The organism is Nocardioides oleivorans, from assembly GCF_004137255.1.
Lineage (GTDB): Bacteria > Actinomycetota > Actinomycetes > Propionibacteriales > Nocardioidaceae > Nocardioides > Nocardioides oleivorans.
In genome coordinates this window covers 2,148,277-2,161,296 of record NZ_SDWT01000001.1, presented here as the reverse complement: position 1 = coordinate 2,161,296, position 13,020 = coordinate 2,148,277, and the positions used below count along the sequence as shown (strand labels likewise).

13 protein-coding genes are annotated in these 13,020 nt (G+C 72.5%); 1 reads left to right on the top strand and 12 read right to left on the bottom strand.

The window, feature by feature from the left end; all coding sequences use genetic code 11:
- Position 1: 1 nt before the first annotated feature.
- From EUA93_RS10290 to EUA93_RS10240, 11 genes are all read right to left on the bottom strand, one after another.
- A complete protein-coding gene (locus EUA93_RS10290) occupies positions 2-583 on the bottom strand; it encodes a cysteine dioxygenase family protein (protein WP_129400047.1) in 582 nt (193 codons plus the stop codon).
- Positions 580-1,212 (bottom strand): enoyl-CoA hydratase/isomerase family protein, encoded by a 633-nt coding sequence (locus tag EUA93_RS10285; RefSeq protein ID WP_165355122.1) that lies wholly within the window; start codon positions 1,210-1,212, stop codon positions 580-582. The genes EUA93_RS10290 and EUA93_RS10285 overlap by 4 nt, the downstream gene beginning before the upstream one ends.
- Positions 1,209-2,399 (bottom strand): CaiB/BaiF CoA transferase family protein, encoded by a 1,191-nt coding sequence (locus EUA93_RS10280; protein ID WP_129400045.1) that lies wholly within the window; start codon positions 2,397-2,399, stop codon positions 1,209-1,211. Before EUA93_RS10280 ends, EUA93_RS10285 begins: the two co-directional genes overlap by 4 nt.
- Positions 2,389-3,528 carry an LLM class flavin-dependent oxidoreductase gene (locus EUA93_RS10275; protein ID WP_129400044.1) on the bottom strand — a complete coding sequence of 380 codons (1,140 nt, stop codon included), beginning with the start codon at positions 3,526-3,528 and terminating at the stop codon, positions 2,389-2,391. The genes EUA93_RS10280 and EUA93_RS10275 overlap by 11 nt, the downstream gene beginning before the upstream one ends.
- A 23-nt stretch (positions 3,529-3,551) precedes the next feature.
- Positions 3,552-4,673 carry an LLM class flavin-dependent oxidoreductase gene (locus EUA93_RS10270; RefSeq protein WP_129400043.1) on the bottom strand — a complete coding sequence of 374 codons (1,122 nt, stop codon included), beginning with the start codon at positions 4,671-4,673 and terminating at the stop codon, positions 3,552-3,554.
- Positions 4,673-5,728, bottom strand: coding sequence for an ABC transporter ATP-binding protein (locus EUA93_RS10265; protein WP_129400042.1), 1,056 nt, complete (start codon positions 5,726-5,728; stop codon positions 4,673-4,675). Before EUA93_RS10265 ends, EUA93_RS10270 begins: the two co-directional genes overlap by 1 nt.
- Positions 5,725-6,738: an ABC transporter ATP-binding protein gene (locus tag EUA93_RS10260; protein ID WP_129400041.1), complete on the bottom strand. Its 1,014-nt coding sequence runs from the start codon at positions 6,736-6,738 to the stop codon at positions 5,725-5,727. Before EUA93_RS10260 ends, EUA93_RS10265 begins: the two co-directional genes overlap by 4 nt.
- Positions 6,731-7,621, bottom strand: a complete 891-nt coding sequence (locus tag EUA93_RS10255) for an ABC transporter permease (protein WP_129400040.1) — start codon at positions 7,619-7,621, stop codon at positions 6,731-6,733. Before EUA93_RS10255 ends, EUA93_RS10260 begins: the two co-directional genes overlap by 8 nt.
- Complete coding sequence (locus tag EUA93_RS10250) at positions 7,618-8,685, bottom strand: ABC transporter permease (protein WP_207208653.1); 1,068 nt, start codon at positions 8,683-8,685, stop codon at positions 7,618-7,620. Before EUA93_RS10250 ends, EUA93_RS10255 begins: the two co-directional genes overlap by 4 nt.
- On the bottom strand, positions 8,682-10,235 hold the full coding sequence (locus EUA93_RS10245) for an ABC transporter substrate-binding protein (protein WP_129400039.1): 1,554 nt from the start codon (positions 10,233-10,235) through the stop codon (positions 8,682-8,684). Before EUA93_RS10245 ends, EUA93_RS10250 begins: the two co-directional genes overlap by 4 nt.
- An 85-nt stretch (positions 10,236-10,320) precedes the next feature.
- Positions 10,321-11,664, bottom strand: a complete 1,344-nt coding sequence (locus EUA93_RS10240) for an NtaA/DmoA family FMN-dependent monooxygenase (RefSeq protein ID WP_129400038.1) — start codon at positions 11,662-11,664, stop codon at positions 10,321-10,323.
- Between the two features lie 126 nt (positions 11,665-11,790).
- Between EUA93_RS10240 and EUA93_RS10235 the strand changes: the two genes are divergently transcribed.
- Positions 11,791-12,666 carry a LysR family transcriptional regulator gene (locus EUA93_RS10235; protein ID WP_129400037.1) on the top strand — a complete coding sequence of 292 codons (876 nt, stop codon included), beginning with the start codon at positions 11,791-11,793 and terminating at the stop codon, positions 12,664-12,666.
- A gap of 55 nt (positions 12,667-12,721) precedes the next feature.
- Here the strand turns inward: EUA93_RS10235 and EUA93_RS10230 are convergent, their stop codons facing one another.
- The gene (locus EUA93_RS10230) at positions 12,722-12,922 is read right to left on the bottom strand and encodes a helix-turn-helix domain-containing protein (protein ID WP_129400036.1); all 201 of its coding nucleotides are present in this window, start codon (positions 12,920-12,922) and stop codon (positions 12,722-12,724) included.
- Between the last annotated feature and the right edge of the window lie 98 nt (positions 12,923-13,020).

Genomic DNA, 13,020 nt, shown 5'->3' with positions numbered 1-13,020 from the left:
CTCAGGCCCAGCGCGAGGTGAACCAGTGCACGGCACCGGTCTCGGGGTCGTAGCTGCGGCGCGGGAGGGTCCCGATGTCGGCGCCGTAGACGTGGATGCCGACGACCGGCTGGTCGCCGCCGCACCGGACCTGGTGCACGTCGTCGTCGGTCGTGCAGCAGACGGTGACCTCGCCGGCGCCCCACTCGTCGGTGCCCTGGCCCACGAGGGGCACGTCGGGCGAGGTGGGCTTCTCGTAGCGGGTCTCGACCTCGACGCCGGAGTAGATGCCGACGACGCCCCAGGTCTCGTGGCCGTGGACCGGCGTTCCTTGGCCGACGTCCCAGACGGCGCTCGCGATGGAGAAGCTGCCGTCGGCCGCGACGTGCAGCGGGTACATCACGTAGCGGACCGGGTCGGGGGCCACCTGCTCGGCCGGCAGCTCGAAGCCCTCGGCGAGGGTGCGCTCGAGCTCGGTGCGGACGGCCGCCGTCAGGGCCTGCTCGTCGAGACCCCGGCCGATGAGGTCCTCGACGGTTCGTGCGAGCGCCGCGATCGCGGGCGTCTCGCTCTGGATCGGGACGATCTCCTGCTGCGCGGTCATGCGGACTCCTTCTTCCTGGCCTGGGCGGCCTTCCTGATGTCTTCGGCGTACGCCGTGATGCGGGCGTGGATGCCCGGGGCGGACACCGAGCGGGCGAGCGCGCTCACCTCGGCGTCGCTGTCGTGGTGGGGGCGTGCGGGTCGTGGGGCGGCGAGCACGTCCGCGAGGTCGGCCGGCACCCCCGTCGACCAGCTCTCGTCGAGCTCGGCGCGGCGCAGCACGCCGAGCGCGACGCCGAAGGCCGATCCCGGGAACCGGAGGGTCACCGACGGGTCGACGAGCCGGTGGTCGCACGCGAGGACGAGGTCCGCACCTGCACCGATCGCCGCGCCCTCGACCACGGCGACCGTGGTGCACGGCGCCGCGATCAGCCGCTCGAGCAGGTCACCGATCCGCAGGAAGCGCAGGACCAGGGTCGCGTCGGTCTCGTCCTCGAGGCCGCCGAGGTCGAACCCGGCGGCGAAGTGGCGGGCGTTGCCGCGCAGCACGAGCGCGTCGGGTCGCGCGGCGTCCACCTCGTCGAGGGTCGCGTGCAGCGACTCGACGAGCTCGGCGGACAGCGCGTTGGCACGCGTCGGCCGGTCGAGGGTGACGGTCCACACCGGACCGCGATCGACGATGACGGTCACGCCGACCACTCCCCTGCCCACTCCTCGACGACCTCCGGGTGGGCGCCGAGCCCGGGGGCGCCGCGCTCCAGTCGCGGTGCCAGTCCGGAGATGCGCACCGGGTAGACGACCGTCGGCGTCTCCCCCGCAACGGGGACGTCCAGCCGGGCGACCAGCCCGGTCGCCTCGACGTGGGGGTCGGCGAGCGCCTCACCGAAGGTGTTGACCGGACCGCACGGCACACCGCGCGCACGGAGCTCGGTCAGCCAGTGGGCGCGCTTCTCCTGGGCGAGCTGCTCACCGAGGAGGCCGGCGAGCTCGCGCTGGTGCTCCACGCGATCTCCCTGCGTGACGAAGCGCGGGTCGTGGACCAGGTGCGGGAGCCCGACCACCTCGGCGACGGCCGCCCAGAGCTTGTCGTTGCCGGCCGCGATCGTGAGGTCGCCGTCGGCGGCGGAGAAGCCCTGGTACGGCGCGTTGCGCGGGTGCGCCGTGCCGAGGCGCTCCGGCTCGCGGCCGGAGCCCCAGTACTCGCTCGTCTGCAGCGCGGACACCCCGATCAGGCAGTCCAGCATCGGCACGTCCAGCCGCACCGACGTGCCGCTCTCGCGGACCTGCGGCAGCATCGCGGCGATCGTGTAGGCGGCGTAGAGGCCCGCGGTGAAGTCCCCGACGGGCACGCCCGACTTGACCGGGTTCCCGTCCGGCTCACCGGTCACGCTCATCAGGCCGGACATCCCCTGGATCACGACGTCGTACGCCCCGTCGTTGACGTAGGGACTGCCCAACCCGTAGCCGGAGATCGACGCGTAGACGATCCCGCGGTGGCCGGCCGACACCTCGTCGTAGCCCAGGCCGAGCCGGTCGAGCACGCCCGGGCGGTAGTTCTCCACGACGACGTCGGCGGCGGCGACCAGCGAGCGCACCTCCGCGAGCTGGTCGGGATCCTTGAGGTCGGCGGTGATGCTGCGCTTGTTGCGGTTGACCGAGGCGAAGTTGTGGCTGAACGCGCCGCCGTCCTCGTCGCGGGCGAACGGCGGCCACGCCCGCATCTGGTCACCCGTGGGCGGCTCGACCTTGACCACGTCGGCACCGAGGTCGGCCAGGAGCATCCCGGCGAACGGACCGGCCGCGACGTGGGCGAGCTCGACGACCCGGACGCCGCTCAGGGGCAGGCCGAGGGCGGGACGGGGAGCTTCAGGAGGCACGGGCGGTCCCGGCACGGTGGGCGAGCTCCTGGCGGACCAGCGGCAGCAGGTCGCGGCCGTAGTCGATGGCGTCCTGGAGCGGGTCGTAGCCGCGGATCAGGACGGTGTTGACCCCGATCTCCACGTAGTCGAGGATCGCGGCCGCGACCGTCTCGGGCGAGCCGACGAGCGCGGTCGAGTTGCCGCCGCCGCCCACCGCCGTGGTGGTCGGCGTCCAGAGGCAACGGTCGTGCACGTCGCCCTTCTCGGCGACGGCGAGGAGCCGCTGCGAGCCGGCGTTCTGCGGGCCCCCACCCTGCGGGTGGATGCGGCCGACCTTCTCCTTGAAGGCCTTGCCGACGGAGCCGCTGATCGTGTCGAGGATGCCGTGCGCTCGCTCCCACGCCTCCTCGTCCGTGCGACCGAGGATCGGGCGGAAGGAGACGGAGATGCGCGGCGTCGTGCGCCCGGCGGCCGCGGCCTCGCGACCCACGGTCGCGATCTGCTCGCCGGTCTCGGCGAGGGGCTCGCCCCAGAGCATGTAGGTGTCGGCTCGCTTGGCGCCGACGGTGTACGCCGCCGGCGAGCTGCCGCCGAAGAACAGCTCGAGGTGTCGGTCCTCGTAGGGGCGGACCTGCGGGTCGAAGCCCTCGAAGCGGTAGTAGCTGCCCTCGAAGTCGCGCGGGCCCGTGGTGTCCCACGACTGGCGCAGGACCTGGAGGTACTCGTCGGTGCGGGCGTAGCGCTCGTCGTGCGGCAGGTAGTCGCCCTCGCGTCGCTGCTCGGTGTCGTTGCCGCCCGTCACGATGTTGAGCGCGACGCGGCCCTTCGAGAAGTGGTCGAGGGTGCTGAAGGTGCGCGAGGCCAGGGTCGGGTGCACGACGCCGGGACGGTGCGCGACGAGGAGGCCGAGCCGCTCGGTGTGGGCGGCGGCGTACGCCGCGACCTGGGTGCCCTCGGACCAGCCGGAGCCGTAGCCGATGAGGACCCGGTCGAAGCCGCCGTCCTCGTGGGCCTGCGCGAAGCGGGCCGTGTAGTCGGGGTCGACGACGGGTCCGGACGAGGGCCGGATCTCGGAGGAGTCGGCGGTGCCGATCATGCCGAGGATCTCGACGGAGTCGTAGGGCGCAGGGGTGGGCGAGGCGGTCATGGTGTTCCTTCTCTCGGGAGGGCTCAGGCGAGGGCGAGGCGCCGGTCGGCGCCGTTGCGGACCAGGTCGATGACGGGGGCGTACGACGTGGCGTCGGCCAGGGGGTCGAAGCCGCGGATGAGCAGGGTGGTGACGCCCAGCGCGACGTAGTCGAGGAGCGCGTCGGCGACCTGCTCCTGCGTGCCGACGAGGGCGGTGGAGTTGCCGGTGGCGCCGGTGACCTTCGCCAGCGCGGTCCACAGTCGCTTGTCGTGGACGTCGCCCTTGTCGGCGGCGTCGAGCAGGCGCTGCGAGCCGACGGCGTTGCGGCCGTCGAGCCCGAACGTGCGGCGGGTGGTGCCCCAGCGCTCCTGGGTGGCGGCGAGGATCTGCTCGGCGCGCGCCCAGGCCTCGGCCTCGGTGTCGGCGACGATGGGCCGGAGGCTGACGCTGAAGCGCGGGTCCCGGCCGTACGGCGCCGCTGCCGCCCGGACCTGGTCGATCCGCTCGCGGATGCCCTCGAGCGGCTCGCCCCAGAAGGCGTACGCGTCGGCGTGCTTGCCGCCGACCCGGATGGCGTCGTCCGACGCCCCGCCGAAGTAGATCGGGATGCCGCCCGGCGTGGGACGGACCGCCGACCACGCACCCTTCACGCGGTAGAACTCGCCCTCGTGGTCGAAGGGCTCGCTCGACTCCCACTCGCGGCGCAGGACGGTGAGGAAGTCGTCGGTGCGGCGGTAGCGGGTCGTCTTGTCGGAGAAGTCGCCGTCGCGGGCCTGGTCGACGTCGTCGCCGCCGGTGATGACGTGCATCGCGACCCGGCCGGGGTGGAAGGCGTCGAGGGTGGCGTAGGCGCGCGCGGCCAGGGTCGGGGCCAGGAAGCCCGGACGGTGGGCGAGCAGGACGCCGAGCCGCTCGGTCGACTGGAGGACGTGCGAGGCCACCAGGAAGCCGTCGGGGGTCGCCGACGAGTGCGCGATGAGGACCCGGTCGAAGCCCGCCGCCTCGTGCGCCTGCGCCAGGCGGGCGGCGTACGCCGGGTTGACGGTCGGCCCGACCGGGACGCCGGCCTCGGTCTGGGCCGAGATCCCGTCGACGCGGTTGTGCTCCGACGGGGCGTTGCTGGTCTCCTGCGTGGCGGTGATGCCGATGAGCTTGATGGTCATCAGGACTCCTGGGTCTCGGTGAGCTGGGCGCGCCACTCGCCGGCGACGTGGCACGCGGCCTCGCGCTCGTCGGTCAGCGCGACCGGCAGGGGCTGGATGGCGCACGCGTCGTGCGCGAAGCGGCAGCGGTTGGCGAAGACGCACGCGTCGGGAGAGGTCCACACCCGGGCGTCGGACGGCGGTCGCAGCTGGTCGGGCCGGAGCCGGTCGACGTGGGTGACGCTCGGGGCCGACGCGGTCAGCAGACCCGTGTAGGGGTGCGCCGGCTGCTCGAGGACGGCCTGGATCGGCCCCTGCTCCACGACGCGGCTGCGGTAGAAGACCGCGACCCGGTCCGCGATCCCGGCCAGCGAGCTGAGGTCGTGGGCGATGATCACGACCGCCAGGTCGAGCTCGCGGCGCAGCCGGTCGAGCAGGCTGAGGACGAGGTTGCGGTTCGACACGTCGAGCGCGGAGACGGGCTCGTCGCAGAACAGCAGCTGCGGGCGCGTCGAGATGGCCCGGGCCAGGGAGACGCGCTGGCGCTGGCCGCCCGAGAGCTGGCGAGGCCGTCGACCGAGCATGCTGTCCGGCTCGAGCCCGACGAGGCGCAGGGACTCCGCCACCCGCTCGTCACGCTCGGTCCGCGTCAGGGTGCCCGCGATGTCGAGCGGCTCGCGGACGAGGTCGGCGACGGTGAGGTCCGGGTCCAGCGAGCGCAGCGGGTCCTGGAAGACGAGCTGGACCTGGCCCGAGCGGCGGAAGTCGCGCAGGGCCCGTCCCTTCAGCGATCCCATGTCCTGGCCGTCGAACTCGATGCGGCCGGAGCGCGGCCGGACCAGGCCGACCGTGGCTCGCGCCAGGGTGGTCTTGCCCGAACCGGTCTCGCCGATGATCCCGACGATCTCGCCGGGGCGGACCTCGAGGGTGGCGTCGGTCAGGGCGGCGCCGGTGCCGAGGTGCGTGCCCTTGCGGGGACGGGCGTACGACACCGACAGGTCGGTGACCCGCAGCAGCGGGGCCACGCGCGCCGGCGCCTCGTTGATCGTCCCGACGTGCTCACGGGTGGCAGTCATGCGAGGGCTCCTTCGAGCTCGTCGATCCGGGCGCATCGGGCGGCCCGACCCTCACCGAGGTCGGTGAGGGCGATCGGGCCCGAGGTGCACTGGTCGGTGGCGAACCGGCAGCGCGGGGCGAACCGGCAGCCGGGCATGTCCTCGCCGACGGTGGGCGGCTGGCCGGGGATGATCTCGAGGGAGCGGCGCTCCCAGGTGCCGATCGTGGCGACTCCCATCAACGCCTGCGTGTAGGGGTGCCGGGGACGGGCGAGCACCTCCTCGGTGGTGCCGCTCTCGACGATCTCGCCGCCGTACATCACGAGGATCCGCTCGCAGGTCTCGGCCACGACGGCGAGGTCGTGGGTGACGAGCAGCAGCGAGAGGCCGTGCGTCTCCCGGAGCCGGTCGAGCAGGTCGAGGATCTCGGCCTGGATCACCACGTCGAGCGCGGTCGTGGCCTCGTCGGCGATGAGCAGCTCGGGCTCGCAGGAGACCGAGATGGCGATGAGGACGCGCTGCTGCATGCCGCCGGAGAGCTCGTGCGGGTACTGGTGGAAGACCCCCTCGGGGTCGTGCAGACCGACCTCGGCGAACAGCTCGACGGCCCGGCTGTGGGCATCACTCCGCGACATCCCACGCTTCACGCGCAGCTGCTCCGCGAGCTGGTGCCCGACCGTCAGCGACGGGTTGAGGTAGGACGCGGAGTCCTGGAACACCGCGCCGAGACGGGTGCCCCGCACGTCGTTCCACGTACGACGACTGGCGCCGGTCAGCTCGGTGCCACCCAGCACGATGCGGCCGTGGTCGATCTCCCCGGTCGCCGGCAGCAGGCCGAGCACGGAGCGGCAGGTGAGGGTCTTGCCGCTGCCGGACTCCCCCACCAGGCCGACGGACTCGCCGAGGCCGATCGAGAACGAGACGTCGTGGACGGCGACGAGGTGGTCGCCGACGGAGACCTGGAGGCCGCTCACCTCCAGGACCGGGCTGGCGGTCGGGCTCGTGGTCGGGCTCGTGGTCGGGTCAGACATGGGCGGTCTCCTTCCGCGCGGAGCGGGCGGTGGCGCGCGCGGCGCGGGACGGCGTACGACGACGGGGTGCGTCGCCGGTCGCCTCGCGCACCGCGTCGGCGAGCAGGTTGAGGGAGCCGACCGTGGCCATCATCAGGAGGCCGGGGAACACCGGCGCCCACGGCTGCTGGGCCAGGTAGTCCAGGTCGGAGGCGAGCATCCCGCCCCAGGTCGGGGCAGGCGGCGAGACGCCGAGGCCGAGGAACGAGAGCGACGCGACGACGAGGAGCGCGGACCCGGTGGCCTGGGCGGAGGTGACCGCCACGTTGGGCAGCACCTTGCTCCAGATGTGCTTGCGCAGGGTCCACCACTCGGTGGCGCCCATCAGCTCGGCCGCCTCGACGTACTGCTGGCGGCGCATGCCGAGCGCGACGGCGCGGGTGACGCGGTAGAAGATCGGGCTGATCAGCACGCCGATCGCGAACATCGCCTGCTGGAGCCCGTTGCCGAGCGTGCCGGCGACGGCGATGGCGAAGACCGTGAAGGGGAGGATCACCAGCGTGTCGCTGATCCGCAGCGTCAGCCACTCCAGGCGGGTGCCGAGCCACGCCGACGCGAGGCCCGACGGGACCCCGAGCACGGCGCCGATGACGACCGCCTCGAACGCGCCGACGACGGAGAGCCGGGTGCCGGACATCAGCCGGCTGAGCACGTCGCGGCCGACGTAGTCGGTGCCGAGCCAGTGCGCCGCGGACGGACCCTCGAGGACGTGGTCGGTGTACTGCTGGAGCGGGTCGTGCGGGGCGAGCGCACCGCCGAAGACGGTGAGGAAGGCGATCCCTGCGAGCACGACGAGCGCGAAGCGGGCCGACGGGATGCGCCAGAGGTTGCGGACGACGGTCATCGGAGCACCCCCTGGCGTCGGGCGGTCGGGTCGAGGGACTTCTGCAGCACGTTGACGATCGAGCTCGCGACGACCACGACGACGGCCGTGACGAGGAGCGTGCCGAGGACGACCGGTACGTCGCCGCGCTCGGCGGACTGCAGGGCGAGCTGCGCGACGCCCGGCAGGCCGAAGAGCCGCTCGGTGATCACGGCACCGCCGACGATCAGCGGGATCGCGAGGCCGATGACGGCCAGCGTCGGTCCGGCAGCGTTGCGCAGCACGTGCCCGAACAGCACCCGGGAGCGGCCGTAGCCGCGCATCTCGGCGCCGATCGCGTAGTTGTCGCCCAGTGCGGTGACCATCGACGTGCGCAGCTGCCGGGCGATCGAGGCAGCGACGTCGAGGCTGAGCGCCAGGGACGGCAGGATCGCGAACCGCAGCCACTGGGCGGGGTCCTGGTCGATGGGCACGTAGCCGCCCGAGGGCAGCAGCTGCAGCTTCACCGAGAAGACCACGATGAGGGCCATGCCGATGACGAACGGCGGCAGCGTGGCGAGCACCGAGCAGAACAGCGTGACCACGCGGTCGAAGGCGCCGCCGTTGCTCAGCGCGGCGCCGATCCCGGCGCCGCCGCCGATGATGATGGCGAGCACCAGGGCGAGTGCCGCGATGGAGAGGTCGACCGGGAGCGCCTGCTTGATGCTGTCGGCCACCGGGATCGTGGTGAACCACGACCGCCCGAGGTCGCCCTGCACCGCGCTGCCGACCCACGAGACGTACTGCTCGACCAGCGGTCGGTCGAGTCCGAACTCGTGGTTCATCCGGGCGATGTCGTCGGGGGTCGCGGTCTCGCCGAGCACCGCCGCGGCCGGGTTGCTGTCGCTCAGCGCGCCGAGGGCGAAGGTGATGACCGAGGCGAGCAGGAGCACCGTGACGGCGACCGCGAGGCCGCCGGCGACCGCGCGCACCAGGGGTACGACGCGGCGCGGGCGAGCCACTGCGGCGGCGGGCGAGTCGCCCGGCACCGGCGGCTGCAGGTCGGGCGGCGCCGTGCCTGCCTCGGGGGCGACGGTGAGGCTCACGCCGTGACGCCTTCGAAGCGCCGCAGGCTCGGCCGCGTCGGGAGCCCGCTGACGCCCTTGCGGGCGATGACGGCGGGGACGAGGGTCAGGAAGGTGTTCGGGAACGTCGTGACCGCGATCTTCGTCGCCTCCTGGAGCAGGGCGGGGTAGGTCGGGTCGTCGGTCGGCGTGTTCTTGACCTTCTCCAGCTGCGACTCGAGCTCGGGGCTGGAGATGCGGCCCGGGTTCATCAGGCCCTCGGCGCCGAAGAGCACCTGGAAGGCCTGCACGGGAGACTCACGGCCGGCGAAGCCGTCGTAGGCGAGCGCCTTGGAGTGCTCGAGGTAGACCAGCTGCGTGTGCTGGGTCGCCGGGATCGAGTCGATCGTCGCCTCGATGCCGACCTCCTTGAGCTGCGCCTGGATCAGCTCGACGGCCGCGTCGCTCTGGCCGCTGCTGGTGAAGACCGCCTTGATCGGGGTCTTGAGACCGGCGTCCTCGAGGATCTGGCGCGACTTGTCGGGGTCGTAGGCGTAGAGCGTCGCCAGCTCCGGGTTGTAGCCGACGTAGCCGGGCGGGAAGGGCTGGTAGCTGACGTCGCCGACACCGAAGGCCGCGACCTCCTTCAGCTTCTCGCGGTCGATGGCGTACTTCATCGCCTCGACGACCGCCGGGTCGTCGAAGGGCGCCATGGTCGCGTTCACGTCGAGGACGCTGACGAACATGGTGTCGATGACCTGCACGTCGAGGCCGGCGTCCTTGGCCTGCTGCAGCTGCGCGCCGCCGAGGCGGACGAGGTTGAACTGCCCGGAGCGGGCCGCGGCGACCGCGGTCGAGGGGTCGGGCTGCGGGTAGAGCTCGAAGTTCTCGACCTTGATCTCGTCGGCGGCGGAGAAGTTCGGGTTCTTCTTCAGCGTCGCGTGGTCGTTCTGCACGTAGGACGTCAGGGTGAACGGTCCGGAACCGGCCGGCTGGGTCGCCAGCGCGTCGACGTCCTTCTCGAAGGCGGCCGGGTTCACGACCATGCCGGTCTTGCCTGCGAAGAGGAGCGGGTACTGGTAGTCGACCTCGGTCAGCTCGATGACGACGTCGAGGTCGCCGTCCGCCTTGACCGACTTGATCGTCGCCATCTGCGGGGCGATCAGCGACCCGTCCTGGGTGCGACCGCGCTCGATCGACTTCGCGACCGCGGTGGCGTCGAGCGGGCTGCCGTCGCTGAACTTGAGGTCCGGCTGCAGGGTGAACGTCACCGACTTGCCGGAGGCGTCGTAGGTCCACTTCTCCGCCAGCCACGGCGAGGCGTTGCCCTGGTCGTCGAGGGCCGTGATGGCGTCGTAGGTCAGGGCGAGCATCTGCACGTCCGAGCCGGCCGACGAGGTGACCGGGTCCCAGGTGGTCGGGAGCTGCCAGGCCCACTTGATGGTGCCGGTGCCGCCGGCCGAGCCGCTGCCTCCGGCGGTCGAGGTGCCGCCGCAGGCCTCGAGGCCGAGCACGAGGCCGGCGGCGAGGCTGAGGCCGAGGAAGCCGCGGCGGGACGGGGTGAGGAGGGGGGTGCTGCTGGCGCGCGTCATGGTGGGCGTGTGCCTTTCGGGTCGGGTCGGTGTCGATCTGGGTCGAGTCGTACGACGGTGTGGGTGGGGGTGGTGCCGGCCGGGGTCAGCCGACGCGACGGGCCGCCGTGTGGCGGTTCTCCGGCACGGGCAGCCCGAGATGCCCGCGCAGGTGGGTGGAGTCGTAGGCGGCGCGGAAGACGCCGCGCTCCTGGAGGATCGGGACGACCTCGTCGACGATCCGGCGGAAGTTGGCCGGGTGGTCGAGGCCGATGTTGAAGCCGTCGCAGGCCCGGGCCTCCCACCACTCGACGAGCTTGTCGGCGACCGTGGTGGGCGACCCGACGAACTCGCTCTTGCGGAAGGCGCGGGTGGTCTCGACCGCCTGGCGAAGCGACCACCCGTTGTCGACCGCGCGCTGCGTCACGGCCTTGGCCTGGGTGTAGAACGAGCGCTCGCCGTGGACCAGCGCCTCGGCCGGGAACGGCGCGTCGAGGTCGTACTGGGTGAAGTCGTGCCAGCCGAAGGGGCGGCCGAACTCGCGCAGCGCGGCTCCGAAGGTGTGGTCGCGGTCGTTGTTGGCCGCCTCGATCTCGCGGGCGTCCTCGTCGGTGTCGCCGACGACGACCTTGATGCCCGGCATGACCACGAGGTGGTCGGGGTTGCGGCCGAACTTGTCGCGGGCGCGGGTCTTGATGTCGTCGTAGAACGCCTGCCCGCTGGGGATGTCGGGGGCGAAGGTGAAGATGCCCTCCCCCACGCTGGCGCCCAGGTCGCGGCCCTGGTCGGAGTCGCCGGCCTGGAAGACGACCGGGTGGCCCTGGGCCGAGCGCACCATGTTGAGCGGTCCGCGCACGGAGAAGTAGGTGCCCTCGTGGTCGAGCACGTGCTGCTTGCTGGCGTCGAGGAACTGGCCGGTCTCGCGGTCGCGGACGAAGGCGTCGTCCTCGTAGGAGTCCCACAGCGCCCGGGCGAGCTCGACGTACTCCTGCGCGCGGCCGTAACGGGTGTCGTAGTCGTAGTGCTCGTCGAGGCCGTAGTTGCCGGCCGTCCCGGCGTCGCCGGTCGTGACGACGTTCCAGCCGGCGCGGCCCTTGCTGATGAGGTCGAGGCTGCCGAAGCGGCGGACCAGGTTGAACGGGCTGTTGAAGCTCGTGGTCGCCGTCCCGACCAGGCCGATCCGGCTGGTCTGGGTGGCGAGCGCGCTCAGGAGCGTGAGCGGCTCGAGCCGGTTGAGGTAGTGCGGAGGGGAGAACGGCGTGATGAACTGGCTGTCGACGATGAAGACCAGGTCGAACTTGCCGCGCTCGGCCAGCTGGGCCATCTCGACGAACCAGTCGATGTTGACGCTGGCGTCGCCCGGGATCTCGGGGTCGAGCCACAGCGTGTGGCTGCCGGGCCCGCCCGTGCCGTACGGCACCGCTCCCAGGTGCATCTGCCTCGTGCCCATCGACTCCCTCTCGCGCTTGAATCACCTTTCTCTACCAACTTAGTGGACTTTTGTTGATCGATCCAACGCCGGTCCGTGATGCGTGTCATCACGCAGCGTGATCAATAGTCGACTAATCTGATCGACATGGAACGCATCCTTGACATCGGCCCCCTCCGCAGCCTCGTCGCGGTCGCCGACCACGGCGGCTTCCAGCGCGCGGCCGAGCGCCTGCACCTGAGCCAGGCCGGGGTCAGCCAGCACGTGCGCCGTCTCGAGTCCGCCACCGGGCTGCGGCTCGTGGAGCGGCACGGTCGCGGCTCGCGGTTCACCGCCGACGGCGAGCGCCTGCTAGCAGCGGCCCGGCGGATCCTCGCGGCTCACGACGAGGCGCTGCGTAACCTGACGGGGGCCGACCTCGAGATCACGATCGGCTCGACCGAGCACGCGGCCGCCCGGCTGCTGCCGTCCCTGTCGGCGTCGCTCGAAGACGCCGGGTCGGCCACCACGTTCCGCTACCGCATCGACCGCGGCGCCCGCCTGCGCGAGGGCCTCGCGTCCGGGCAGGTCGACCTCGCCCTGCTGCTCAACGCCGCCGACCACCCCGGCGCGGTGCCGGTCGGCGCGCTGGAGCTGACCTGGTACGCCGCCGAGACGTGGCGGCGTCCCACCCCACCCGACCCGGTGGCGGTCGTCGCCTTCGACAACCCGTGCGAGCTGCGCAAGCGCGCGCTCCAGACGCTGGCCGACCACGGCCTGCCCGCCACCATCGGCGCCGAGGCCACCCAGCTGGCCGGGGTGCAGGCGGCGGTCAGCGCCGGGCTCGGCGTCGCCCTGATGGCCCTCGACGAGGCCCCGCCGGGGATGGTCGCCGTCCCCGACCTGCCGGCGCCGGAGCCCCTGATGCTCTACGTCTGCCCGCGCGCCGGGCTCGCGGACGACGTCGTCGCGCTCGCGGCCGAGGCGGTGGCGAGCGTGCTCGCCGGACCGGTGGGCCGACCGGAGCTGGCGCTCGCGCCCTGAGCAACCTCACGGGGTCTCCGGCGCGGGCGTCGGGTCTGCGCGACTCCGGCGGACGTCAGATCAGTCCGGCTCGCACGGCGATCACGACGGCGTGGGTGTTGTTCGTCGCGCCCAGGGTCCGCCGGATCCTCCTGATGTCCTCGCGCACACCGCCGACGCGGACGCCGAGGTGTGATGCGATGCGTGAGCCGTTCCACCCCTGCGCCAGGTGCTGAAGGAGGACGGTGTCGGTGTCAGTGAGGGCCGAGATGTCCATCGGACGGGCCTCCTCTTTCGTGGGGGATGCGGTCACCGCAACGAGGGGCCACGCCTGATGGCGTGACCCCTCGCTGCAACCTGACCGGTCTCGCGGGC